This window comes from Brevundimonas sp. NPDC090276 (assembly GCF_044772165.1).
Lineage (GTDB): Bacteria > Pseudomonadota > Alphaproteobacteria > Caulobacterales > Caulobacteraceae > Brevundimonas.
In genome coordinates this window covers 183,389-205,764 of sequence record NZ_JBIVYK010000001.1, presented here as the reverse complement: position 1 = coordinate 205,764, position 22,376 = coordinate 183,389, and the positions used below count along the sequence as shown (strand labels likewise).

Genomic DNA, 22,376 nt, shown 5'->3' with positions numbered 1-22,376 from the left:
CCACTGGAACGACACCGGTGTTTCACGTGAAACACCGAAGTTCTGTGGCTACTTGCCGATGCAGAAGGTCGAGAAGACCTCGCCCAGGATATCCTCGACGCCGATGGCGCCGGTGACCCGGGCCAGAGCGTCAGCCGCGCGGCGCAGATCGTCGCCCGCCATCTCCGGCGCCAGATCGAGCGCGCGGCGCCCCCCCTCGACCGCGGCCAGGGCCTCGACCAAACGACGCCGATGGCGCTCGCGCGTCACCGCCGGGAAGTCAGCGCCCGACAGGTCGCGGGCCAGACGAGCGGCGATCCAGTCGTGCAGTTCAGCCAGCCCCTGCCCGCTGGCTGTGCTGAGGCTCAGGGCCTCCATTCCCTCAGCCGCCACGACGGCGCCGAGGTCGGCTTTGTTGAGGATCTGCAGGTCGTCGGCTAGCGCAAAGGCTGATGCAGGATCTTCTCCCTGCCCCACGCCCGGCGCGCGGACCCAGAGGCGCAGGTCCGCGCCTTCCGCCCGCTGGCGCGCGCGGCGGATGCCCTCCGCCTCGACCAGGTCGTCGCTGTCGCGCAAACCGGCGGTGTCAGACAGGGTCACGGCATATCCGCCGATCATCAGTTCGGCGTCCAGAACGTCGCGGGTGGTGCCGGCGATGGGGGTGACGATGGCCGCCTCGCGCGCCGTCAGGGCGTTGAACAGCGACGACTTGCCGGCGTTGGTCTCGCCGATCAGGACGATGCGATAGCCCTCGCGCACCCGCCGCCCGCGGTCGGAATCGGCCAGGGCGGCGCGCAAATCGGCAGCCAGCTGGTCCAGAACCGGACCGGCGGTGCGGGCCAGGTTGTCGGGCACTTCCTCATCGGGGAAGTCGATCTCGGCCTCGACCAGGGACAGGGCCTTCAGCAGGTCCCGGCGGAAACCGGCGTAGGCGGCGCTGAGGGCTCCGTCCAGTTGGCCCAGGGCCTGGGACTTTTGCGCGCTCGTTTCGGCGTCGATCAGGTCGGCCACGGCCTCGGCCTGGGCCAGGTCCATGCGGCCGTTCTGAAAGGCGCGACGGGTGAACTCGCCTGGCTCGGCAGGGCGGACATCCAACGCGATCAGAGCGCGGCAGGCGGCTTCGACCACGGCGCGGCCGCCATGCAGATGCAGCTCCGCCGAGTCCTCACCAGTGTAGGAATTGGGTCCGGGGAAGCGCAGGACCAGGGCCTGATCCACCATCTCGCCGTCGTGGTGAAGGGTGCGAAGCGAGGCTAGACGCGGGGTCAGCCCCCCTGCTCCCAGCGCGGTCAGAGCGCCGTCCACGCCCGGGCCGGACAGACGCAGGATGGCGATGGCCGCCCGCCCCGGCGGGGTAGCCAGGGCGAAGATGGTGTCGGTGTTGGAACTCAAGTCGTCAGCCCTTGGGCGCGCCCGTGACGGCGGCTTCCATCAGGCGGCGGAACTGGTCCTGGGCCTGAACCCCAAAAGACGTCCAGGTCTTCATCAGCTCATCGGGCTGTATGGCCGCCATGTTGGCGTCCATTCGCTTCTGCATCTCGGCGACCAGATGGTCGTTGAGGACGGTCACGTCAGGCAGGCCCAGGAAGGCGCGGGCCTCGGCCGGGGTGCAGTCGATCTCGATGTTCAGCTTCATAGCGCCCTCGCCTGTTTCACGTGAAACATGCCCTCTAGAAGCCGCCCGCCGCGCGGGCGGCGCCAGGGCCGGAATTATGTATTCATGGACTGGAAGAAGTCGCCGTTGTTCTTGGACTGGCGCAGCTTGTCGAGCAGGAACTCGATCGCGTCCTGCGGGCCCATCGGGTTGAGGATGCGGCGCAGGACATAGGTCTTGGCCAGTTGATCCTTCGGCGTGATGAGATCTTCCTTGCGGGTGCCGGACTTGAGCACGTCGATGGCCGGGAAGATGCGCTTGTCGGCGACCTTGCGGTCCAGGACGATTTCCGAGTTACCCGTGCCCTTGAACTCTTCGAAGATGACCTCGTCCATGCGGCTGCCGGTGTCGATCAGCGCCGTGGCGATGATGGTCAGTGACCCGCCCTGCTCCACATTGCGCGCGGCGCCGAAGAAGCGCTTGGGCCGCTGCAGGGCGTTGGCGTCGACGCCGCCGGTCAGGACCTTGCCCGACGACGGAACGGTGGCGTTGTAGGCGCGGCCTAGGCGGGTGATGGAGTCCAGCAGGATGACGACATCCTTCTTGTGCTCGACCAGACGCTTGGCCTTTTCGATGACCATTTCGGCCACAGCGACGTGGCGGGTGGCCGGCTCGTCGAAGGTGGAGGCGACGACCTCGCCCTTCACCGTGCGCTGCATGTCGGTGACTTCTTCGGGGCGTTCGTCGATCAGCAGGACGATGAGGAAGACCTCCGGGTGGTTTTTCTCGATCGACTTGGCGATGTTCTGCAGCATGACCGTCTTACCCACGCGCGGCGGGGCGACGATCAGGCAGCGCTGGCCCTTGCCGAGCGGGGCGACGATGTCGATGACCCGACCCGAGCGGTCCTTCAGCGTCGGGTCCTGGATTTCCATGTGCAGACGCTCTTCGGGATAGAGCGGCGTCAGGTTGTCGAACAGGACCTTGGTCTTGACCATCTCCGGATCTTCGAAGTTGATCGTGTCGACCTTGAGCAGTGCGAAGTAGCGCTCGCCCTCTCGCGGACCGCGCACGGCGCCGTGCACCGTATCGCCCGAGCGCAGGCCGAAGCGGCGGATCTGCGACGGCGAGACATAGACGTCGTCCGGACCCGGCAGATAGTTGGCGTCAGGGCTGCGCAGGAAGCCGAAGCCGTCCGGCAGGATCTCCAGCACGCCCGAGGCGATGATCTCGACCTCTTCGTCGGCCAGGGTCTTCAGGATGGCGAACAGCAGGTCCTGCTTGCGCAGATTGCCCGCGTTCTCGATGTCCAGGCCCTCGGCGAAGGCGACCAGATCTTCTGGCGTCTTTTCGTTCAGTTCCTGCAGGGTGATGCGGCCGTTGGGGACGATCGGCTCGCCGTCCTCGTCCTCGTCGTCGGCCGTGGTGTCGACGCCGGCGTCGTCGTTGACGATTTCCGCGACCGCTTCGATCTCGACTTCCGATTCCGGCGCGGCCTCGACCGCAGCGCGCGAGCCGCCCAGGGTCAGCGTCTTGCGCGGACGTTCCGTAACAGTTTCAACAACTTCCGTGGACTGATCGTTGTTTTCGGGCGTATCGGTCATGGCGTGCTCGCTCACGCACTCGGACGCGAAGGACGTCGAGGGCGGTTCGTCTGTCGATGTCGCGGCCTTGCGGCCAGAGGGAGGGCGACGGGCTCCCGCAGGATCAAACCGGCAGGCGTCGCAAGAAGAGAGGGACCGCCCTGCGGATCGCAATGGGATCACGCCGAACGGTTCACCATGAGCGGAACCACGAAACCCGTGGCGTCGTCAAGCAAGGCGGTATCAGAAGGTCCATTCCAGGGTGACCGACAGCACCATGACAATGGCCAAAAGGAAGGGAATCTCGTTGGTCATGCGCCAGAAACGACCCGAATATTTCGACGTCCCGGCAGCGATCTTCTTGCGCTGTCCGGCGAGGAAGCCGTGCCAGGCGGCCAGCAGGAAGACGCCGGTCAGCTTGGTCAGCATCCAGGGCTGATGCGCGAAGGACCAGTCAGCGCCGTCGCCGCTGCGCAGCCACAGCAGCCAGCCGCCGAAGATGAAGGCCAGGATCATGGCCGGGTTGATGATGATGCGCAGCAGACGCGTCTGCCACAGGCGCAGCAGGGCCTGCATCTCGCCGCGCAGCGGCTCGGGCTTGGCGTTCTGCTCGGCGTCATAGGCGAACAGGCGCGGCAGGAAGAGCATGCCAGCCATCCAGGCGATCACCGCCAGGATGTGAAGCCCGCGGGCCAGATTGTAATAGTCCATGAGGCTCCCCCTCGGCCGATCAAGCCGCCTTTGAACAACCGCTGGGACAGGCTTTCAAGTGGGCGCATGGTCCACCCCTGGAGGCGCCCTGCGGCGCCACGCCCGCGGTTTGAAGCGCCGCCTCCACCGCCTGGGCCAGAGCCGCGATGAAGGCGGGTTCCACGCCCACGGCCGGCGCCCGCAGATAGGGGGCGCAACCGACCTGTTCGGCCAATTCGGCGTATTCGTGATCCAGCTCGACCAGGGTCTCAATGTGTTCGGAGACGAAGGCGATAGGCACGACCACGGCGCCGACCCCGTCCCGTCCCGCCTGTTCGATGGCCTCGGGCGTCGACGGCCCCAGCCATTTCAACGGCCCGACCCGGCTTTGATAGCAGATGGCCCAGTCGCTCAGACCCATGCGGGCGACGACAGCCGCCACGGTGGCCTCGATCTGGGCCTGATAGGGATCGCCGGCGGCGACCAGCTTTTCCGGAATGCCGTGGGCCGAAAACAGCACGCGCACCGGTCGGCCCTCGGCCTTGTCCATCGTCTCGCGGATCAGGCGGACCTGGGCATCGATCAAGCCCTCGGCGTCGGGATAGCAGCAGACGGCGTGGACCTCGCCCGACCCCTTGTAGGCCTCGCGCCAGGCCTTCAGCGACGAGGCCGTCGTGGTGGTCGAAAACTGCGGATAGAGGGGCAACAGGACCACATGATCGGGCTGGAACTCAGCCACCGCCTTCGCCGTATCCTCGGTCAGAGGATGCCAGTAGCGCATGGCGATGAAGACCTCGGTCTCATCTCCCGGCGCCGCGTCGGCCAAGGCTTCGGACAGAGCCGCCGCCTGTTCCAGCGTCTCGGGCAGCAAGGGCGAGCCCCCGCCCATGCGCGCATAGTTGGCCTGGGCCGACTTCTCGCGGCGCGAGGAGATCAGCCGGGCCAAAGGCGTGCGAACGATTCCCGGCAAACCGATGATGGCCGGGTCATTGAACAGGTTGAACAGGAAGGGTTTAACCGCGTCAGGCCCGTCCGGGCCACCGAGATTGGTCAGCACGACGGCCACGCGCCGGTTCGGACGACGGGTCTCGGCAGTCATGTTCACTGGGCTCCGATCCGACGCAGGACCTGCTCGACGTGGGCGATCGGCACGTCCGGCAGGATGCCGTGACCCAGGTTGAAGATCCACGGCCCCTGGCCCCAGGCCTCGAGCAGTTGATCGACGCGGCGGTCCAGCGCCTCGCCGCCGGCGCGCAGCAACAGGGGATCGAGCGCGCCCTGGATGGGCTTGATGGCCTGCACCCGCTTGCCGACGTCCAGAGGACAGGCGGTGTCCAGCGCTACGGCCTGAACATCGCACTGGGTCGCATAACGCTCCGCAAGCGCCGCAGAGCCCCTTGGGAAGCCGATGAGCGGCACGGTGACCCCGAGGGCCCGGGCACGCGCCACAAGCGCCTGGTGAGGCTTCAGGACCAGGGTTTCGAACAGATCGTCCGGCAGGCCCTCGGCCCAGCTCTCGAAGATCTTCAGCACCTGGGCGCCGGCGTCCTGCTGCATCTTCAGATAATGGGCGGTGGACTCGACCAGGACGTCCAGCAGGGCCGCGACCTTTTCCGGTTCGGCATAGGCGTAGGTGCGAGCCGCGGCGCGCTCGCCCTTCATGATGGTGCGGGCTTCGCCGTCCAGCATATAGGTGGCCACGGTCCAGGGCGCGCCGGCGAAACCGATCAGGGCCTTGGACGGGTCCAGTTCAGCGCGCACCAGGCTGAGGGTCTGGCCCACCGACTTCAGGACCTCCCCCGCTCCGGAGGCCAGCTCCCGCATCGACTCCACCGACGGCAGGGCGCCGAGGCGCGGACCTTCGCCGGCTTCAAACCAGACCTTCTGTCCCAGCGCGCCCGGGATCAGCAGGATGTCGGCGAAAACGATGGCCGCATCAAAGCCGAAGCGACGCATTGGCTGAAGCGTCGCTTCCGCCGCCATTTCGGGGTTGTGGCAGAAGGCGATGAAGTCCGGCGCCTTGGCCCGCAGCTCGCGGTACTCGGGCAGGTAGCGCCCCGCCTGACGCATGAACCACACGGGCGGACGGGACGTAGTCTGGCCCTGGAGAGCCTGGATCAGAAGAGGAGTGCTCATGGTCTGGGCTTTAGGATGCACACCCCCAAGCCTCAATCCCTATTCAAGAATAAGAATTTGAAAGAATTGGAGGATGGAAGCAGGGCGCTGGACAGCGGGGATAGAATTCGGAACTCCCTTCGATCGACAGGTTTCTCCCCGTTTTCGAGAGAACGAATCCCGGGTCCTCGCCCATGGTGTGTTGATTATGGGGATAACCGGTTCTGAGTCCGCTGTGACAGGAGTCCGATCTGGGCGCCGTTGTGGGAAAGGCGCCGGGCGCCAAATTTGGATAAGGCGCCTTATCCCCTGGTGAGGATAATAATTCGGCGCCTGTATGAACGACTCCAGGCGCCGTTCGGCCATCGGCGCCCGCGATCCCCGCTCGCGACCCGCGTCTGAGCTTGCTAGAGGATTCGGCGCCCAATCGGCGCCCAGTCGGCGCCCAGGCGATATCGAACGGCGCCCCGGCTTTTGCACAGGCTTGGGGGAAAGAGTCCGGCGATACCCGGGCGCGAAGGATGAGGAGACGATCAGAGCCATGAGCCCCGCCCGCCCGTCGCGTCTGGCCACCTATTTCCATGTCCATCTGGTCTCGGACTCGACCGGCGAGACCCTGAACGCCATGGCCAAGGCCGTGATCGCTCGTTTCGACGGCGTCATTCCCATCGAGCATATCTACGCCCTCGTCCGCTCGCCCAAGCAGATGGAGCGGGTGCTGGAGGAAGTCGCCGGGGCGCCCGGCGTGGTGCTTCACACCTTGGTGGACCGGGAGCTTCGAGAACAGCTGGAAGAAGGCTGTCGCCGTTTGAAGACGCCGCAAATCGGGGCGCTGGACCCTCTGGTCGGGGCGCTGTCCGGCTATTTAGGGACCAATATCTCGACCCGCGTTGGGGCCCAGCATGCTCTGGACCATGGCTATTTCAATCGCATCGGCGCCCTGGACTTCGCCATCGCCCACGACGACGGCCAGGGCACGCTGGAACAACTGGAGCACGCTGACGTGGTTTTGTGCGGCGTCAGCCGGACGTCCAAGACCCCAACCTGCATCTATCTGGCCAATCGCGGCATTCGCGCCGCCAACGTGCCCCTGGTGCCGGGTCAGGAAGACGGCGAGCGGTTGACCCGGCTGAAGCACCCGCTGGTCGTCGGTCTGACCGTCTCGCCTGATCGTCTGGTGCAGATCCGCCGTAACCGGCTGGAGGGGCTGAACGCCGCGCGCGCCTCCGACTATGTCGATCACGACGCGGTGCGCGACGAGACGGTCAAGGCGCGTCGCGCCTTCGAACGGCGCGGTTGGCCGACCATCGATGTGACCCGCCGCTCGGTCGAGGAGACCGCGGCCGCCATCATCAACCTGCTGAGCGAGCGGCGCAGCCGTCGCCAGGACACCCCTGGAGCCCCCTCGTGATGACGACCGACGGCGAACGCCTGATTCTGGCCTCCAAGAGCGCGGCGCGCCGCGCGGTTCTGACCGATGCGGGCGTGCCCTTCACGGTTCACGTCGCCGACGTGGACGAGGACGCGCTGAAGACGCCTGGCGTCGATCCGGTCGCCCTGGCGGTTGAGCTGGCCCGGGCCAAGGCCCTGGCCGTGTCGCGCCACGACGCCGACGCCTGGGTCCTGGGCGCCGACCAGACCCTGGCCTTCGACGGCGGTCTGGTCTCCAAGGCCCCGACGTTGGCGGCGGTGCGCGAACGCCTGACCGCCATGCGTGGCCACACCCATCAACTGCATTCCGGCGCAGCTCTCGCCCGCAATGGTCAAATAGTGTGGTCCGGCGTGGACACGGTCGAGATGAAGATGCGCGACTTTTCCAACGCCTTCCTCGACGCCTATCTGGCGGCGGAGGGCGAAGCCCTGTTGGCCTGCGTCGGCTCCTACAGGCTGGAAGGAATAGGGTCGCAGTTGTTCGAGGCGGTGGAGGGCGACTATTTCACCGTCCTGGGCCTGCCGCTGTGGCCGGTTCTGGCCGAACTGCGCCGCGCCGGCGTGATCCTGTCGTGAGCTTGTCCCCTTCCCTCGGCAAGAACCGCATCACCGGCGCCGCCGTTCTGGCGGGCATCGCCGGTCAGCCGGTGGCGCATTCGCTCAGTCCGGTGATCCACAATGCCTGGCTGGAAGCCGACGATATCGACGGCGCCTATATGCCGTTCGCGCCGAAAGACGCGGCCGGGTTCGCCATCCTGGTCGCCGCCGGGCGCGCGGGTCTGGTTCAGGGTCTGAACGTCACCGCTCCCTTCAAGGAACAGGCCTTCGCATTGGCCGATGAGGCGAGCGCCGCGGCGCAGGCGACCGGGTCGGCCAATATTCTGGTCTTTCAGGACGGCCGCGTGCTGGCGGACAGTTCCGACGGCGTCGGCGTTCTCTACGCCCTGTCTGAACAGGCTCCGGCGCTCAATTTGAAGGGCGCCGTCGTGGTCATGCTGGGCGCTGGCGGAGCTGCACGCGCGAGTGCAGGCGCCCTGATCGAGGCGGGGGCTAGCATCCGCATCCTCAACCGCTCGCGCGACCGGGCCGAGGCCTTGGCCGCCGATCTGGGACCAGCCGTCAGCGTCGCTGGCGAAATCGCCCTGGCCGAGGCCGATCTGGTCATCAACGCCCTGAGCGTGCGGCCTGACATCGATCTGTCGGTGCTGAAGCCGACCGCCGTCGTCATGGACATGACTTACAAGCCCGTCGTCACCCCCTTTCTGGCCGCGGCGCGGGCGCGGGGTCTGACCACGGTGGACGGCCTGGCCATGCTGATCGGTCAGGCGGCGCCTTTGTTCATGGCCCTGTTCCGTCGCCCGCCGCCGTCTTTGGATCTGCGCACCCTGCTGCTGGCTCATCTGGGAGAAGCCGCGTGATTATCCTGGGCCTGACGGGCTCGATCGGCATGGGCAAGTCGACGACATCGCGGATGTTCGCCGACGAAGGCGCACTGGTTTGGGACGCCGACGCCGCCGTGCATCGCCTCTATGCGCGTGGCGGGGCGGCGGTCGAACCCCTGGGTCAGGCCTTCCCCGGCGTGGTCGTCGACGGCGCCGTCGACCGCACGCGTCTCGCCGAGGCCTTGGGCCGCGACGAAGGCGCCTTCAAGCGTCTGGAAGCCATCGTCCATCCTCTGGTAGCGCAGGATCGGGCGCAGGATCTGGCGGCGGCCCGGGCCGAGGGCGTGCGGCTGGCCGTGCTCGACATCCCCCTGCTGTTCGAAACCGGCGGGGATGCCTTCGTCGACGCCGTGGTCGTGGTCGCCGCCGATCCCGCGGTCCAGGCCGCGCGTGTCCTGGCCCGGCCCGGCATGACCCGCGACCGCTTCGAGGCCATTTTGGCCCGACAACTGCCCGACGCTGAGAAACGCCGCCGCGCCGATTTTCTGATCGATACGGGCCGAGGGCTGGACGCCGCGCGCGATCAGGTGCGCCAGGTCGTCGAGACGGTTCTATCGCCGGGCTGGACCAAGCCCGTCCGCATTGAGCCATGACGCCGCCAGACCTGCCGACGGCCTGGGGCGTCGTTGTGACGACGCCTCTCGCCGAGGGCATTGGCGGCCAGGTCTGGCGGGCGCGTCGTTTGGACGGCGACGCGGTCGTGATCAAACGCGTCAGCGCCCTGGCGGCGTCGGAGGCCGCCCATGCTACGGCCTATCTCGGTTGGCGCGAGGGCCTGGGCGCCGTGCGATTGCTGGCCGTCGATGGCGTCTGGCAGATGCTGGAGGACGCGGGCGAACGAACCCTGACCCAGGTGCTGGATCAGGAAGGGGACGCCGCCGCGACCCTGATCGCCGCCGAGGTGCTGCGCCGCCTGCACGCCCCTTCGACCCGTCGCGCCGGGGGCCTGCAAACCATGACGGATCGGTTCGCCGCCCTGACCACGGCGGTCGAACGCGAAGGCGGTCTCTTCGCCATGGCCGGCGCCTGTTTACGGCCCTGGCGGGCGGGCCGGTTCAGCCGCTGCACGGCGACCTGCACCACGACAACATCCTGTTCGGGCGACGCGGCTGGCTGGCCATCGATCCGCACGGCCTCATCGGCGACCCAGCCTATGACGCGGCCAATCTGCTCTACAATCCGCTGGAGCGTCAGGACCTGCGCACGGACCCAGCCCGCGCGCACCGTCTGGCCGAGGTTCTGGCGCCGGCGGTGCAGCGGCCCGTCGCGGCCGTGCTCGGCTACGGCTTCTGTCACGCCTGTCTGTCGGCGGCCTGGCATCTGGAGGACGGCGACGTCGCCGAGGCGGAGCGCAGCCTGGCCGCAGCGCAAGCCATTCAGGCGGCCCTGAACGCCGCCTCGGACGCGGCTTGAGCCTTTCGCAAAGGATCGAAGACCGGCATTAAGGGGCATGGCCCGCGAAATCGTTCTCGACACCGAAACCACAGGCTTCGATCCCAAGACGGGCGACCGTCTGATCGAGGTCGGCTGCATCGAGATTTATGACCTTCTGCCCACGGGTCGGACCTTTCACCGACTGGTCAATCCCGAGCGCCTGATCCCGCCGGACGCGATCCGTGTGCACGGCATCACTGACGACCACGTCAAGGACGCGCCCAAGTTCCACGAGATCGCAGCCGACCTGCTGGAGTTCATCGGCGACGCGCCCCTGATCGCGCACAACGCCAACTTCGACCGCAACTTCATCGACTTCGAGTATAGCCGCATCGGCCAGAAGCCGCCGCCGCAGGAGCGGTGGATCGACACCCTTCAGCTGGCGCAGAAGCGGTTTCCGGGCATGCCCAACTCGCTGGACGCCCTGTGCAAGCGCTTCAAGATCTCGCTGGTCGATCGCACCCTGCACGGGGCCCTGATCGACTCCCGCCTGCTGGCCGAGGTCTACCTCGAACTTCGCGGCGGCAAGGAAAGGGCCCTGGACCTGACCTCGGCCCGCAGCCCCCAGGCCGTGGCGGCGGCCGCCTCGGTCAGCCACGGGGCGCGGCCCAATCCCCTGCCCTTCCGCTCGACCGAGACGGAGCAGGCGGCGCATCTGGCCTTCCTGAAATCCACGCTGAAGGACCACAGCCTGTGGGCCGGTTACGGCGTGACGGTCGAGGTCGATGCCAAGGACGAAGCGGCGGCCTAAACCGCCGGGTCCATCAGGATGTAGGTCCCGGGCTTGTCCTGATAGGCGTCGATCTGCGGCACCAGGCGGCGGAAATGCTCGCTGGCGCAATGGGCGTCCAGCGCCGCCTGATCGGGCCATTCCTCGATAAAGACGAAGTGGCCGGGCTGGCGCTGATCCGTGAACAGATCATAGGCGACGCATAGCGGCTCGGCGCGCGTCATCCGCACCAGTTCGCGGTAGAGCGGCATGACCGTCTCGACATGCTCGGGCTTGATGAAGTCCTCGGCGATGACCTTCAGCACCACAGTCTCCCTGCATAGAAAAGGGGACGCCCCCAAGGACGCCCCCCAATCTTCCGCTCAAGCAGCGAGGCGCCGCGCGCCTCGCGTTAGCGGTCTTTCTTATGAATTATGCCTGGCCGGTTTCGGCCGGGCCGCTGGCGATCTGCTGCTGGCGGGCGACGTAGATGGCGGCGAAGTCGATCGGGTCGACCATGAAGGGCGGGTAGAAACCGCCGTCCGAGGTGGCCTGGGCGATGATCTGGCGCGCGAAGGGGAAGAGGTAGCGCGGGCACTCGATCAGCAGCAGGGGCTCGATGTCCTGGGGCGAGACGCCGCTCAGGGCGAACAGGCCGCCGTAGACGAGTTCCACGTGAAACACTGCGTTCTTGTCGTCGCCGGTCGCCTTGACCGACAGCTTCAGGTCGACTTCGAACAGGCCGTCGGGACGACCGGCGGCGTTCATTTCCACGCCCATGTCGATGGCGGGCTTGCCTTCGATGCGCAGGCTTTCCGGCGCGCGCGGGTTCTCGAAGGACAGGTCGCGGACGTACTGCGCCATGATGCGGAAGCCGGGACCGGCGGGTTGGCCCTGCGTCGGCTCGGTCTGGCCGTTGGCGGCGGTGTCGGCGGGGGCGGTGGCGTCGGTCATGAAGTATAAGCCGTCAGTCTGAAATCGAGGGACGCCGGACCGCTCCGGGCCCGGGATGAAGGGTCCGCGACTACCACGGCGAGGCTATTGGCCGCAACGGCGAGACCGGCGTTCTGAGCCCCCCTCGCCTTGCGCCCGGCGGGAACGCCCCCTAATCCTCACAGCAACAGATGCGCGCCCGTCGATCCCCCTTTGGGCGCGCGCCAATCAGGTGAAGCCCGTGCCCATCCAATTCCAGATCGTCATGTTCGCCATCGTCGCCGCGGTGCTGCTGTTCATGCTCTACAACGTCCTGGGCAAGAAGGTCGGGCGCCAGCCGCAGGAAGACGCCCGTCTGCCGCAGACCGCCCCCTTGGGCGGCCCGGCGCCGACCGCGGCTGCGCCGGGGCTGGACGCGGCCACCGCCGCCGCTGTCGCCGGGCTGAAGGCGCGCGATCCCGGCTTCGATCCGGCCCGTTTCCTCGAGGGCGCGCGTCAGGCCTATGAGACCATCGTGCGGGGCTACGCCTCCGGCGACCGCGAGGCCCTGCGCCCCTTGCTGACGCCGTCGGTCATGACCTCGTTCGAGGCCGGCATCGCCGCCCGAGAGGCGCGCGGCGAACGCGAACAGGCCGAGTTCCTGCACACGCCCCGCGCCGACCTGGAACTGGCCACGGTCCGCGACGACCGCGCCGTCGCCAAGGTCCGCTTCCTGGCCGAGATGCGCAGCACCGTCACCCCCGCCGAGGGCGAGGCGACGACCGACGAGCGCCGCACCGCCGAGCTGTGGACCTTCGAGCGCGCCCTCGGCGCCGCCGATCCCAACTGGGCCCTAGCCCGCGTCGAGCCGGCCAGCGCCTGATGCGCGCCGTCGCCGTGGCGCCCGTCTCGCAAATGGGGCGGTCGGGCGTGACGAAACTCGGCGTCCTGTCGCTTCTGCTGTTCGCGGCGGCCTGCGCCTCGACCCCGCCGGTCGTGCCGCCGCCGGGACCCGGCCCGGGACCGATCACGCCGCCGGTCCCGGTCGAGGGGCTGAGCCTGACCGCCCTGCCCGGCTGGGCCGAGGAAGATCATCTGGCCGCCTTCAACGCCTATGTCGCCGGCTGCGTCCGCGCCCGGGGCGGGGCAGCCGAGGCCGTCTGCGCCCGCGCCCGCGACCTGGCCGCGCGCCGGGCCAGCCCCAGCGACGCCCGCGCCTTCCTAGAGACGAATTTCGTCGCGACCGAAGCCCGCACCGACGACGGCCGCGCCGGTCTGCTGACGGCCTATTTTGCGCCCGAGTACGCCGCCCGCCGCACGCCGGACGCCGAGTTCGACGCCCCGGTCCTCAGCCGCCCGTCCAACCTGTCCGAGGTCGGCGACCGCGCCGCCATCGAGGCGGGCTCGGCCCAGTCCTCGGCCCTGGCCTGGATGCGGGCCGAGGACCTCTTCTTCCTGCAGATTCAGGGCTCGGGAACCCTGACCTTCCCGGACGGCGCCCGCCTGCGCGCCGCCTACGCCGCCGACAACGGCAAGCCCTTCGTCGGCATCGCCCGGCCGATGGCCGAGCGCGGCCTGCTGCCCCAGAACGGAACCTCGGGCGACGCCATTCGCGGCTGGCTGTCGGCCCATCGCGGGGCCGAGGCGCGCGCGGTCATGGCCCTGAACCCGCGCTATATCTTCTTCGGGGTCAGCCCCGACGACGGCAATGAGGCCACCGGCGCCGCCGGCGTCCCCCTGCCCGCCCGCCGCTCGGTGGCCGTGGACCCCTCGCGCTGGACCTATGGCGAGGCCGTGTGGATCGAGGCCGACGGCGGCAATCTGATCGGCGCCCGCGCCAGCTATCGCGGCCTGGTCATGGCCCTGGACACCGGCTCGGCCATCCGCGGCCCCGTCCGCGCCGACCTCTACATCGGCCGCGGCGACGCGGCGGGGGCCGAAGCCGGCGCGGTGCGCCATCCGCTCAGGATGTGGCGACTGACGCCGAAGGGGTAAGGCGGGGAGGTCGGAGCCTGTCTTTGACCCATAGCGAACCTAATGGCCGCGCCTTTTTAGTGCGGCTGATCCATACCGTCGCAGAAGCTCGAAAACGATCAAACCTGCGCCGCTGGCGCTCATGTGAAGAGCTAGGAAATGCCAAGCGACTCGTTCGCACCCCTCAGGCGGACAAGAGCTCAAGACGATTAATGGCGCGGCAATGAGCATCACTGTGCAGATGAGCATGCCGGTGCAACCAAGCCCTTCAAAGTAGCGAAGTCGTTGGGTCTGCTTTTCGTCAGAGCTCATCGCGTGACTTTGCAAATGGAATGGCCGCTACGCACTAGTCCGCTTCCCACCCTTTGTTGACTGCCCCTACCGCCGCTTCAGACTGCCCAGGACCCCGCGCAGCAGTTCGCGGGTGATGGTCGAGCCGGCCGTGCGCAGGACGGACTTGGTCAGGGCCTCCATCGGGGTCTGGCGGCTGGAGGTCCGGGCCCGCGGAGCGGCGCGTTCGCGCGCCGGTGCGGGGGCCGATCGGGCGGCCTTCTCCGCGGCCTTGGCCTGGGCCGAGGCGGCGGCGGTTTCGGCCTCGATGCGGTCGGCCTGGGCGCGGCGGGCCTTCAGAACCTCTTCGGCGGACTCGCGGTTGACCGCCGTGTCATAGGTCCCGCGCACCGGGCTGGCGGCCATGACGGCGGCGCGTTCGGCCTCGGTCGCCGGGCCCAGGCGCGAATCCGGCGGGCGGATCTTGGTCTGGGCCACCACGGTCGGCGCCCCCTTATCGTCCAGGGTCGAGACCAGGGCCTCGCCCACACCCAGGGCCTGGATGGCCTCTGCCGTGTCGAAAGCGGGGTTGGTGCGGAAGCTCTGGGCCGCGGCGCGCAGGCCCTTCTGTTCGGCGGGGGTATAGGCGCGAAGCGCGTGCTGCACCCGGTTGCCTAGCTGGGCCAGGACGGTGTCGGGAATATCGGCCGGGTTCTGGGTGACGAAATAGACCCCGACCCCCTTGGAGCGGATCAGGCGCACCACCTGCTCGACCTTTTCCAGCAGGCCCTTGGGCGCGTCGTTGAACAACAGGTGAGCCTCGTCGAAGAAGAAGACCAGGCGCGGCTTCTCCGGGTCGCCGATCTCGGGCAGCTGTTCGAACAGCTCCGACAGCAGCCACAGGAGGAAGGCCGCATACAGGCGCGGGCTGTTCATCAGCCGGGTGGAGTCCAGCACATTGACCTGGCCTCGCCCGTCCAGCGAGGTGCGCATCATGTCCTCCAGCCGCAGGGCCGGCTCGCCGAAAAAGGCGTCGCCGCCCTGTTGCTCCAGTTGCAGCAGGGCGCGCTGGATGGCGGCGATGGAGGTGGGCGAGACATTGCCGACCTCGCGGCCGATGGTCTGGGCGTTCTCGCCGACATAGGCCAGCAGGGCGCGCAGGTCCTCGAGGTCCAGCAGCAGCAGGCCCTCCTTGTCGGCGACGTGGAAGGCGACCGTCAGGACTCCTTCCTGCACGTCGTTCAGCTCCAGCATCCGGGCCAGCAGCACCGGGCCGACATCGGACACGGTGGCGCGGATCGGATGGCCCTTGACGCCGTACAGGTCCCAGAAGACGACCGGCGCCGCCTTGCCGGTCAGGCTCAGCCCCATCTTTTCGGCGCGCTCAGCGAACTTCTGGATGTCGCCCGGCTGGCTGATGCCCGACAGGTCGCCCTTCACGTCGGCGCAGAAGACCGGGACGCCGGCGTTGGAAAAGCCCTGGGCCATGATCTGCAGGGTCACCGTCTTGCCGGTGCCGGTGGCGCCGGCCACTACGCCGTGGCGGTTGGCGCGCTTGAACAGCAGGTTTTCAGCGGCGCCTTCGAAGGACTGGCCGAGGAAGAGGGCGGCGGGGCTGTCGGTCATGCGGGTCTCCTGCGTCTGGGCGCATGGTTATCCGACCGCGTCGGGCCTGCAAGGCGGAACCGTGCGGCTTTACAGCGATTGACGCTCTCCCCGACGCCGCAGACAGTCCCGCTCATGAAACTGCCCATTACGGTTCCGACCTCCTCGGTCGCGCGCAACGCTCTGGTCCTGATCGCCGTCGTGGCGGGCGGGGCGGCGCTCTACTGGCTGAGGGACATCCTGACCCCCTTGGCCATGGCCATCTTCCTGCTGATCATGATCGACGGGGTGAAGCGGGCCATCGAACATCGCACCCCCGTGCCCTCGCGCTTCGCCGGGGCGGCGGCCTTGATCGTCGTGGTGCTGGGCTTCCTGTTGTCGATCTGGATCATCGTCGACGGAGCGGCGGGCTTCTTCACCGACGCCTCGGGGGTGTCGGCCAGCATCGGCCCGCGTCTGGACCACATTATCGCCGACGTCAGCGGCCTGGTCGGGGTCAAGGATCCGCCGACCCTGCAGGACCTGTTGGCCGGGATCGATATGCGCGGCTGGCTGACCAGCGCCGCCTTCCAGGCCCAGGGCGTGGCCTCGGGCGCCTTCTTCGTCATGGTCTATCTGGGCTTCCTGCTGGCCTCGCAGGCGGGCTTCCGCAAGAAGATCGTCGCCATGTTCCCCGACCGGGGCGCCCGTAACGAGGCGCTGGAGGTGTTCAACCGGGTGCGCGGCGGGGTCGAGGGCTATCTGTGGGTCCAGGCCGTCACCGGCGCCATGATCTGTTTCGTGGCCTGGATTCTGATGCGGGCCGTGGGGCTTCAGAACGCCGAGTTCTGGACCTTCGTCATCTTCATCGTCGGCTTTATTCCAGTGCTGGGCGGCGCGATCGCGGGCTGCGCCCCGCCGCTGTTCGCCCTGGTCCAGTTCGAGAGCTATTGGCCAGCCCTGATCCTGCTGGTGGGGCTGCAGACCCTGCTTTTCATTGTCGGCAACATGATCCAGCCGCGGATGCAGGGCGACAACCAGAACATCGACCCGGTGGTGGTCCTGCTGGCCCTGGCCCTGTGGGGCAAGATGTGGGGCGTGCCGGGCATGTTCCTGTCGACGCCGCTGGCGGTCATGGCCATGGCCATCCTGGCTGAGTTCAAGGGCTCGCGCTGGATGGCGGTCCTGCTGTCCGGCGACGGCGAGCCCTATGCGCCGCGCAAGGCCGAGGCGCGCAAGGAGGGCGAGGATGGTTGGTTCAAGCGCCTGTGGGGGCGCGGCAAGGCGCCGCATGAAAAAGATCGGAATGAAGGCTGATCCTGCCCTTGATCCGCCATATCTGCCGACTATCTCTCCAATCAGACGACGCGGCCTCCCCTCCCCCTCCGGCCGCGAAGTCCAGAGGACCGGCGCTCCCTCCCCCTCCTGCGCCGGACCCGAGCAGGCCGTCGAGCGTTTACGTTCGACGGCCTTGTTCGTTTTAGGGCCCTATGTTCAGCCGCGCTGCCCGGATCAGGGCGGAATTGGGGCTGTTGTTGTCGTCAATGTGGCCTTGTTGAGGAGGAAACACTCCGCAGTGGGCCTCTCGCGCAACATGGTGCGCTGCACACAGGAATTCAGGGTCTTAGTCGCCTTTGGCGGCCTAGCCAGTTTCGCCAGCCGCGCTAAGGTGACGCGGTCAAAACCCCTGCGGCCGCTGGCCGTGCTGTCCGAGACCTCACCATGTCCGCCGCTTCGCGCACTGTTTCCGCCACGCCAGCCACACTGGAGGCGCTGGAGGCGGCTTACGCGCGCATTGTCGACGGCCCGCCGGGCGCTGCCGAAAAGTCCTTCCTTGCTCAGGCCTTCGACGACTACGCCGCCGACGAGACGCCGGAACTGGGCGGCGACGATCTGGCCGCCTTGCTGGCCTCGGTCTGGCGCTCGGCCAAGACGCGTCAGGCCGGCGAACCGGCCCGTGTCACCGTCGGATCCCTGATCGGCGCCGACGGCGCCCCGACCGGCTATGACAGCGTCCTGATCCTGCAGGACGACGCCCCCTTCCTGGTCGACAGCGTGCTGGGCGAACTGGCCGACGCCGGCGTCACCGTCCGCGCCCTCTTCCACCCCATCGCCGAGATCGAGGCCGGTCGTCGCGACTCGCTGATCATCGTCGTCGTCGACCCCCTGCCCCAGGAACGTCGCGATGTCCTGGGCGAAGGCCTGGCCCAGGCCATGGCCGACGTGCGCGCCGCCGTGGGGGACCACGCCGCCATGGTCCAGTCGATGCGCGACGCGGTCGAACAACTGGAGGCCGCGCCGCCCGCCGCTGTCGACCCCGCCGTTCTGGAAGAAAACATCGCCTTCCTGCGCTGGGCCAAGAGCGACCATTTTGTCTTCCTGGGCGCTCGTGACTACGCCTATCCGCGCAACGCTGACGGCGGCTACGCCCCCGAGGCCCCGCTGGAGGTTTCCGACCAAGGCCTCGGTGTTCTCGGCGACCCCGAGCGCCGCGTGCTGCGCCGCGCATCGGAACCCGCCGTCCTGACCGCCGCCATGCAGCGTCAGCTGGACCTCAGCGATCCCGTGACGGTGGCCAAGGCCAACATCCGCTCGCGCGTCCATCGCCGGGCCTACATGGATTATGTCGGCGTCAAGCGTTACGGCGCGGACGGTAAGGCCTCGGGCGAGACCCGTTTCGTCGGCCTGTTCACCGCTGAAGCCTATGACAAGATGGCCAAGGAAGTGCCGCTGATCCGGCGCAAGGTGGCCAATGCCCTGGAGCGCGCCGGCAAGGCCCCGGGCAGCCACAACTACAAGCGCCTGAAGAACATCCTCGAGAACTACCCGCGCGACGAACTCTTCCAGATCAGCGAGGACGAGCTGCTGGAGACGGCGCTGGGCATCCTGCACCTCTACGACCGCCCGCGCATCCGCCTGTTCTCGCGTCAGGATCCGTTCGATCGCTTCGTCTCCGTGCTCTGCTTCATCCCGCGCGAACGCTTTGACGCCGGCCTGCGCCAGCGCATCGGCGGCATCCTGGCCAGGGCCTGGGGCGGTCGGGTCTCGGCCTGGTATCCGCAACTGACGGACCAGCCGCTGACGCGCGTCCACTACATTATCGGCGTCGAGCCGGGCGCTCACCTGAACCCCGATCTCAAGGCTCTCGAGGCCGAGGTTGCCGAGGCCGGACGCAGCTGGATCGACCGCTTTGAAACCGCCCTGCGCGCCGCCGACGTGGACGAAGTCGCCGTCGGTCCGACCAGCGCCAAATGGGCCGAGAGCTTTGGCGTCTCCTACCGCGACCGCTATGACGCCGCCGAGGCCGTGGCCGATCTGGAGCAGTTCGACCGCCTGAACGACGGCTCGGCCGGCGACGGCGTCCACGCCGAGCCGGTGGCCGTCCGCGCCTTCCGCACGGCGGACGAGACCTCGCTGCAGTTCCGCTTCAAGCTCTATCGCCGCGGCTCGGCAGTGCCGCTGTCGGACGTCCTGCCGATCCTGGCCGACATGGGCCTGAAGACGCTGGAAGAGTCGGACCACGTGGTTCGTCCCGTCGGCGACGCCCCCATCTTCGTCCACGACTTCCTGCTGGAAGATCCGCGCGGCGAGGCCCTGACCTTCGCCGACATCAAGGCCCCGTTCGAGGCCGCCTTCTCGGCGGTCTGGACCGGCCGCACCGAAAGCGACGGTTTCAACCGTCTGGTGCTGGAGCTGGGCGTCGACTGGCGCGAGGCGGCCCTGATCCGCACCCTGGCCCGCTATCGGCAGCAGACCGGTCTCGACCCGTCGCAGCCGGTGCAGGAAGCCGCCCTGCGCGAATACCCTGACGTGGCGCGCGCCATCCTGTCGCTGTTCAAGGCCAAGTTCGACCCGTCCCATGGCGGCAGCGTCGTCGAGCGCGAAGGCTTGGTCGCCGAGCTGAACGACAAGATCATCGCCCTGCTGCAGGACGTGAAGAGCCTGGATCACGACCGGGTGCTGCGTCGCCTCACCCTGCTGATCGGCGCCATCAAGCGCACCAACTTCTATCAGCTCGACGCCGAAGGCCGGTCCAAGTCCTACATCTCGATCAAGATCGCCGCGACTGAGCTGGAAGACCTGCCTCTGCCCAAGCCCTTCCGCGAGATCTTCGTCTGGGCCCCGCACATCGAGGGCGTTCACCTGCGCTTCGGCCCGGTCGCGCGCGGCGGTCTGCGCTGGTCGGACCGTCGCGACGACTTCCGCACCGAAGTCCTGGGTCTGGTGAAGGCCCAGCAGGTCAAGAATTCGGTCATCGTGCCGGTCGGCTCCAAGGGCGGCTTCTATCCGAAGCAATTGCCGGTGGGCGGCGATCGTGACGCCCTGCAGGCCGAAGCCATCCGCGCCTACAAGACCTTCCTGTCCGGCCTGCTGGACATCACCGACAACATCGTCGGCGAAGGCGCCCCGGTGCGGCCGGCCAATGTCGTGGCCTGGGAAGGCGACGATCCCTATCTGGTCGTGGCCGCTGACAAGGGCACGGCGACCTTCTCGGACATCGCCAACGGCGTGAGCCAGTCCTACGGCTTCTGGCTGGACGACGCCTTCGCCTCGGGCGGTTCCGCCGGTTACGACCACAAGGAGATGGGCATTACGGCGCGCGGCGCGTGGGAAGCCGTCAAGCGCCACTTCCGCGAGATGGGCAAGGACATCCAGTCCGAGCCCTTCACCGTGGTCGGCGTGGGCGACATGTCCGGCGACGTCTTCGGCAACGGCATGCTGCTGTCCAAGGCGACCCAGGTCGTGGCCGCCTTCGATCACCGCGACATCTTCATCGACCCGACCCCGGATCCGGCCCGGTCGTGGGAAGAGCGCAAGCGCCTGTTCGAAACCCCGCGCACCAGCTGGCAGGACTATGACAAGAGCCTGATCTCGGAAGGCGGCGGCGTCTTTTCGCGCTCGGCCAAGACCATCGCCCTGACCCCGCAGATCAAGGCCCTGCTGGACATCGAGGCCGACACCGTCGACCCGACCACCCTGATGCAGGCCATCCTCAAGGCCCGCGCCGAGCTGCTCTACTTCGGCGGCATCGGCACCTACATCAAGGGCGCGGGCGAAACCAACGCCCAGGCCGGCGACAAGGCCAACGACGCCATCCGCATCAACGGCGGCGAAGTTCGGGCGCTGGTCCTCGGCGAGGGCGCCAACCTGGGCATGACCCAGTTGGGCCGCATCGAGGCGGGCCGTGCGGGCGCGCGTCTGAACACCGACGCCATCGACAACTCGGCGGGCGTGGATTCGTCCGACCATGAGGTGAACATCAAGATCCTCACGGGCGGCGCCATCGCCTCGGGCCACCTCAAGGCCGAGGACCGCAACGCCCTGCTGAAGTCGATGACCGACGAGGTCGCGGACAAGGTGCTGGCCCACAACTACGACCAGACCCTGGCCCTGACCCTGCAACAGGCCGAAGGCGCCGAGGCCCTGGACGCCCAGCAGGCCTTCATGCAGCACCTGACGGCCATCGGTAAGCTGAACCGCGCGGTGGAATACCTGCCCGACGACGCCCGCATGGCCGAGATGAAGCTGCAGGGCGCGGCTCTGACCCGTCCGGAACTGGCGGTGCTGACGGCCTATTCCAAGCTGGAGCTGTTCGACGAGATCGTCGGCTCCTCGGCGCCAGACGACGCCTTCTTCGAGCGCCTGCTGGTCCACTACTTCCCGGCCCCGCTGGCGAAGTTCGAAGAGGACATGAAGGGCCACCGCCTGCGCCGCGACATCATCGCCACGGTGCTGTCGAACGAGATCGTCAACATGGCGGGCGCGACCTTCCCCGACCGTCTGCGCGCGGCGGCGGAATGCGACACGGCGGCCATGGTCACGGCCTTCGAGACGGCCCGTCAGGTCTTCCGTCTGGACCAGGCCTGGAAGGCGGTGTCGGCGCTGGACCTGAAGATCCCGGCCGAGGCCCAGACGGCCCTCTATCGCGAGATCGCCCTGGTCCTGCGTCGTCAGACCTACTGGCTGGCGCGTCGCGCGGCCCGCACCGAGACGACGGTCGGCGGCATGATCGCAGCCTATCAGCCGGCCGCCGATGCCCTGCGCGCCGCCGGGCCGCAGGTGCTGTCGCGCTTCGAACAGCGTCAGTACGAGGCCCGCGTCGCGACCTTCGTCGGCCTGGGCGCGCCGGAAGACCTGGCCCGCGACATCGCCCTGCTGCAGCCCATGGTGGCCACGGCCGACATCGGCGATCTGGCCGCGGAACTGGGCTGGAGCGCGCCGGCCATGGCCCGCCTCTATCACCAGGTCGGCGCCGCCTTCGACTTCGACCGCCTGCGCGTGGCGGCCGGCTCGATCCCGTCGGGCGACCACTTCGACCGTCTGGCCGTGCGTCGCCTGATCCAGGACCTGATGGCCGAGCAGCAACAACTGACCCGCGCCGTGGCCCAGGCTTCGGCCGAGGCGGCGGGCGCCGGCGAAGCTGTCGCCGAACAGGCCGTCGACGCCTGGATCGGGGCCCGCATCGGTCAGGTCGAATCCCTGCGCGCTGCGGTGGACGAGATCGAAACCTCGGGCGCTGGCTGGACCTTCGCCAAGCTGACCATCGCCAACGGGGCCATTCGCGAGGTCTTGGGAAGCTAGGAGCTTCCCAAGAGCGCCACGCTCGTGACGCGGTCGCTCGCTCTCTTTAGGGCGCTATCGCTCGCCGCGCGGCGGCT

General features: G+C 68.0%; 19 protein-coding genes and 1 pseudogene. 11 read left to right on the top strand and 9 right to left on the bottom strand.

Features of this window, described 5'->3' with window-relative positions:
- Window positions 1-48: 48 nt before the first annotated feature.
- The 6 genes from mnmE to hemE form a co-directional block, all read right to left on the bottom strand.
- The gene (gene mnmE, locus ACIQTU_RS00925; RefSeq protein WP_400540962.1) at window positions 49-1,371 is read right to left on the bottom strand and encodes a tRNA uridine-5-carboxymethylaminomethyl(34) synthesis GTPase MnmE; all 1,323 of its coding nucleotides are present in this window, start codon (window positions 1,369-1,371) and stop codon (window positions 49-51) included.
- A gap of 4 nt (window positions 1,372-1,375) precedes the next feature.
- Window positions 1,376-1,615 (bottom strand): DUF6489 family protein, encoded by a 240-nt coding sequence (locus ACIQTU_RS00920; protein ID WP_400540959.1) that lies wholly within the window; start codon window positions 1,613-1,615, stop codon window positions 1,376-1,378.
- A gap of 74 nt (window positions 1,616-1,689) precedes the next feature.
- Window positions 1,690-3,177, bottom strand: a complete 1,488-nt coding sequence (gene rho, locus ACIQTU_RS00915; RefSeq protein WP_400540956.1) for a transcription termination factor Rho — start codon at window positions 3,175-3,177, stop codon at window positions 1,690-1,692.
- 222 nt (window positions 3,178-3,399) lie between these two features.
- A complete protein-coding gene (locus tag ACIQTU_RS00910; RefSeq protein ID WP_400540953.1) occupies window positions 3,400-3,867 on the bottom strand; it encodes a CopD family protein in 468 nt (155 codons plus the stop codon).
- A 19-nt stretch (window positions 3,868-3,886) separates the two neighbouring features.
- The gene (gene hemH, locus ACIQTU_RS00905; protein WP_400540950.1) at window positions 3,887-4,945 is read right to left on the bottom strand and encodes a ferrochelatase; all 1,059 of its coding nucleotides are present in this window, start codon (window positions 4,943-4,945) and stop codon (window positions 3,887-3,889) included.
- A gap of 2 nt (window positions 4,946-4,947) precedes the next feature.
- Window positions 4,948-5,982: a uroporphyrinogen decarboxylase gene (gene hemE / locus ACIQTU_RS00900; protein ID WP_400540947.1), complete on the bottom strand. Its 1,035-nt coding sequence runs from the start codon at window positions 5,980-5,982 to the stop codon at window positions 4,948-4,950.
- A 520-nt stretch (window positions 5,983-6,502) separates the two neighbouring features.
- On the opposite strand from hemE, the gene ACIQTU_RS00895 reads away from it, so the two are divergent.
- The 7 genes and pseudogenes from ACIQTU_RS00895 to dnaQ all read left to right on the top strand — a co-directional run bounded on the left by ACIQTU_RS00895 (window position 6,503) and on the right by dnaQ (window position 11,019).
- Window positions 6,503-7,372 (top strand): pyruvate, water dikinase regulatory protein, encoded by an 870-nt coding sequence (locus tag ACIQTU_RS00895; RefSeq protein WP_400540944.1) that lies wholly within the window; start codon window positions 6,503-6,505, stop codon window positions 7,370-7,372.
- A complete protein-coding gene (locus ACIQTU_RS00890; protein ID WP_400543708.1) occupies window positions 7,372-7,968 on the top strand; it encodes a Maf family protein in 597 nt (198 codons plus the stop codon). Before ACIQTU_RS00895 ends, ACIQTU_RS00890 begins: the two co-directional genes overlap by 1 nt.
- 2 nt (window positions 7,969-7,970) lie before the next feature.
- Window positions 7,971-8,810 carry an NAD(P)-binding domain-containing protein gene (locus ACIQTU_RS00885; protein ID WP_400543705.1) on the top strand — a complete coding sequence of 280 codons (840 nt, stop codon included), beginning with the start codon at window positions 7,971-7,973 and terminating at the stop codon, window positions 8,808-8,810.
- Window positions 8,807-9,427: a dephospho-CoA kinase gene (coaE, locus tag ACIQTU_RS00880; RefSeq protein WP_400540941.1), complete on the top strand. Its 621-nt coding sequence runs from the start codon at window positions 8,807-8,809 to the stop codon at window positions 9,425-9,427. Before ACIQTU_RS00885 ends, coaE begins: the two co-directional genes overlap by 4 nt.
- Window positions 9,424-9,819 (top strand): annotated as a pseudogene (locus ACIQTU_RS00875) (aminoglycoside phosphotransferase family protein); the annotation flags it as partial. The gene coaE and the pseudogene ACIQTU_RS00875, both read left to right, overlap by 4 nt.
- A 41-nt stretch (window positions 9,820-9,860) precedes the next feature.
- Window positions 9,861-10,247, top strand: a complete 387-nt coding sequence (locus tag ACIQTU_RS00870; protein WP_400543702.1) for an aminoglycoside phosphotransferase family protein — start codon at window positions 9,861-9,863, stop codon at window positions 10,245-10,247.
- Window positions 10,248-10,284: 37 nt separating this feature from the next.
- A complete protein-coding gene (gene dnaQ / locus ACIQTU_RS00865; protein WP_400540938.1) occupies window positions 10,285-11,019 on the top strand; it encodes a DNA polymerase III subunit epsilon in 735 nt (244 codons plus the stop codon).
- Here dnaQ and ACIQTU_RS00860 read toward each other — a convergent pair.
- Both ACIQTU_RS00860 and secB read right to left on the bottom strand, forming a co-directional pair.
- Window positions 11,016-11,303 carry a putative quinol monooxygenase gene (locus ACIQTU_RS00860; protein WP_400540935.1) on the bottom strand — a complete coding sequence of 96 codons (288 nt, stop codon included), beginning with the start codon at window positions 11,301-11,303 and terminating at the stop codon, window positions 11,016-11,018. The two genes, dnaQ and ACIQTU_RS00860, sit on opposite strands and share 4 nt — an antisense overlap.
- A 106-nt stretch (window positions 11,304-11,409) precedes the next feature.
- Window positions 11,410-11,931, bottom strand: a complete 522-nt coding sequence (gene secB / locus ACIQTU_RS00855; RefSeq protein ID WP_400540932.1) for a protein-export chaperone SecB — start codon at window positions 11,929-11,931, stop codon at window positions 11,410-11,412.
- A 226-nt stretch (window positions 11,932-12,157) separates the two neighbouring features.
- Here secB and timA point away from each other — a divergent pair, with 226 nt between their 5' ends.
- Together timA and ACIQTU_RS00845 are read left to right on the top strand one after the other, a co-directional pair.
- A complete protein-coding gene (timA, locus tag ACIQTU_RS00850; protein ID WP_400543699.1) occupies window positions 12,158-12,772 on the top strand; it encodes a TIM44-related membrane protein TimA in 615 nt (204 codons plus the stop codon).
- Window positions 12,772-13,884: an MltA domain-containing protein gene (locus ACIQTU_RS00845; RefSeq protein ID WP_400540929.1), complete on the top strand. Its 1,113-nt coding sequence runs from the start codon at window positions 12,772-12,774 to the stop codon at window positions 13,882-13,884. The genes timA and ACIQTU_RS00845 overlap by 1 nt, the downstream gene beginning before the upstream one ends.
- A 357-nt stretch (window positions 13,885-14,241) precedes the next feature.
- On the opposite strand, the gene ACIQTU_RS00840 is transcribed toward ACIQTU_RS00845, so the two are convergent.
- Complete coding sequence (locus ACIQTU_RS00840) at window positions 14,242-15,759, bottom strand: helicase HerA-like domain-containing protein (protein WP_400540926.1); 1,518 nt, start codon at window positions 15,757-15,759, stop codon at window positions 14,242-14,244.
- Window positions 15,760-15,873: 114 nt separating this feature from the next.
- Here ACIQTU_RS00840 and ACIQTU_RS00835 point away from each other — a divergent pair, with 114 nt between their 5' ends.
- A complete protein-coding gene (locus ACIQTU_RS00835) occupies window positions 15,874-17,034 on the top strand; it encodes an AI-2E family transporter (protein ID WP_400540923.1) in 1,161 nt (386 codons plus the stop codon).
- 405 nt (window positions 17,035-17,439) lie between these two features.
- Window positions 17,440-22,299, top strand: coding sequence for an NAD-glutamate dehydrogenase (locus ACIQTU_RS00830; protein ID WP_400540920.1), 4,860 nt, complete (start codon window positions 17,440-17,442; stop codon window positions 22,297-22,299).
- The last annotated feature ends 77 nt before the right edge of the window (window positions 22,300-22,376 follow it).

Coding starts and splice junctions, on each gene's coding strand:
- ACIQTU_RS00920 (WP_400540959.1), bottom strand. CDS start 1,615: ATGAAGCTGAACATCGAGATCGACTGCACCCCGGCCGAGGCCCGCGCC.
- rho (WP_400540956.1), bottom strand. CDS start 3,177: ATGACCGATACGCCCGAAAACAACGATCAGTCCACGGAAGTTGTTGAA.
- ACIQTU_RS00910 (WP_400540953.1), bottom strand. CDS start 3,867: ATGGACTATTACAATCTGGCCCGCGGGCTTCACATCCTGGCGGTGATC.
- hemH (WP_400540950.1), bottom strand. CDS start 4,945: ATGACTGCCGAGACCCGTCGTCCGAACCGGCGCGTGGCCGTCGTGCTG.
- hemE (WP_400540947.1), bottom strand. CDS start 5,982: ATGAGCACTCCTCTTCTGATCCAGGCTCTCCAGGGCCAGACTACGTCC.
- ACIQTU_RS00895 (WP_400540944.1), top strand. CDS start 6,503: ATGAGCCCCGCCCGCCCGTCGCGTCTGGCCACCTATTTCCATGTCCAT.
- ACIQTU_RS00890 (WP_400543708.1), top strand. CDS start 7,372: ATGACGACCGACGGCGAACGCCTGATTCTGGCCTCCAAGAGCGCGGCG.
- dnaQ (WP_400540938.1), top strand. CDS start 10,285: ATGGCCCGCGAAATCGTTCTCGACACCGAAACCACAGGCTTCGATCCC.
- secB (WP_400540932.1), bottom strand. CDS start 11,931: ATGACCGACGCCACCGCCCCCGCCGACACCGCCGCCAACGGCCAGACC.
- ACIQTU_RS00845 (WP_400540929.1), top strand. CDS start 12,772: ATGCGCGCCGTCGCCGTGGCGCCCGTCTCGCAAATGGGGCGGTCGGGC.
- ACIQTU_RS00840 (WP_400540926.1), bottom strand. CDS start 15,759: ATGACCGACAGCCCCGCCGCCCTCTTCCTCGGCCAGTCCTTCGAAGGC.
- ACIQTU_RS00835 (WP_400540923.1), top strand. CDS start 15,874: ATGAAACTGCCCATTACGGTTCCGACCTCCTCGGTCGCGCGCAACGCT.
- ACIQTU_RS00830 (WP_400540920.1), top strand. CDS start 17,440: ATGTCCGCCGCTTCGCGCACTGTTTCCGCCACGCCAGCCACACTGGAG.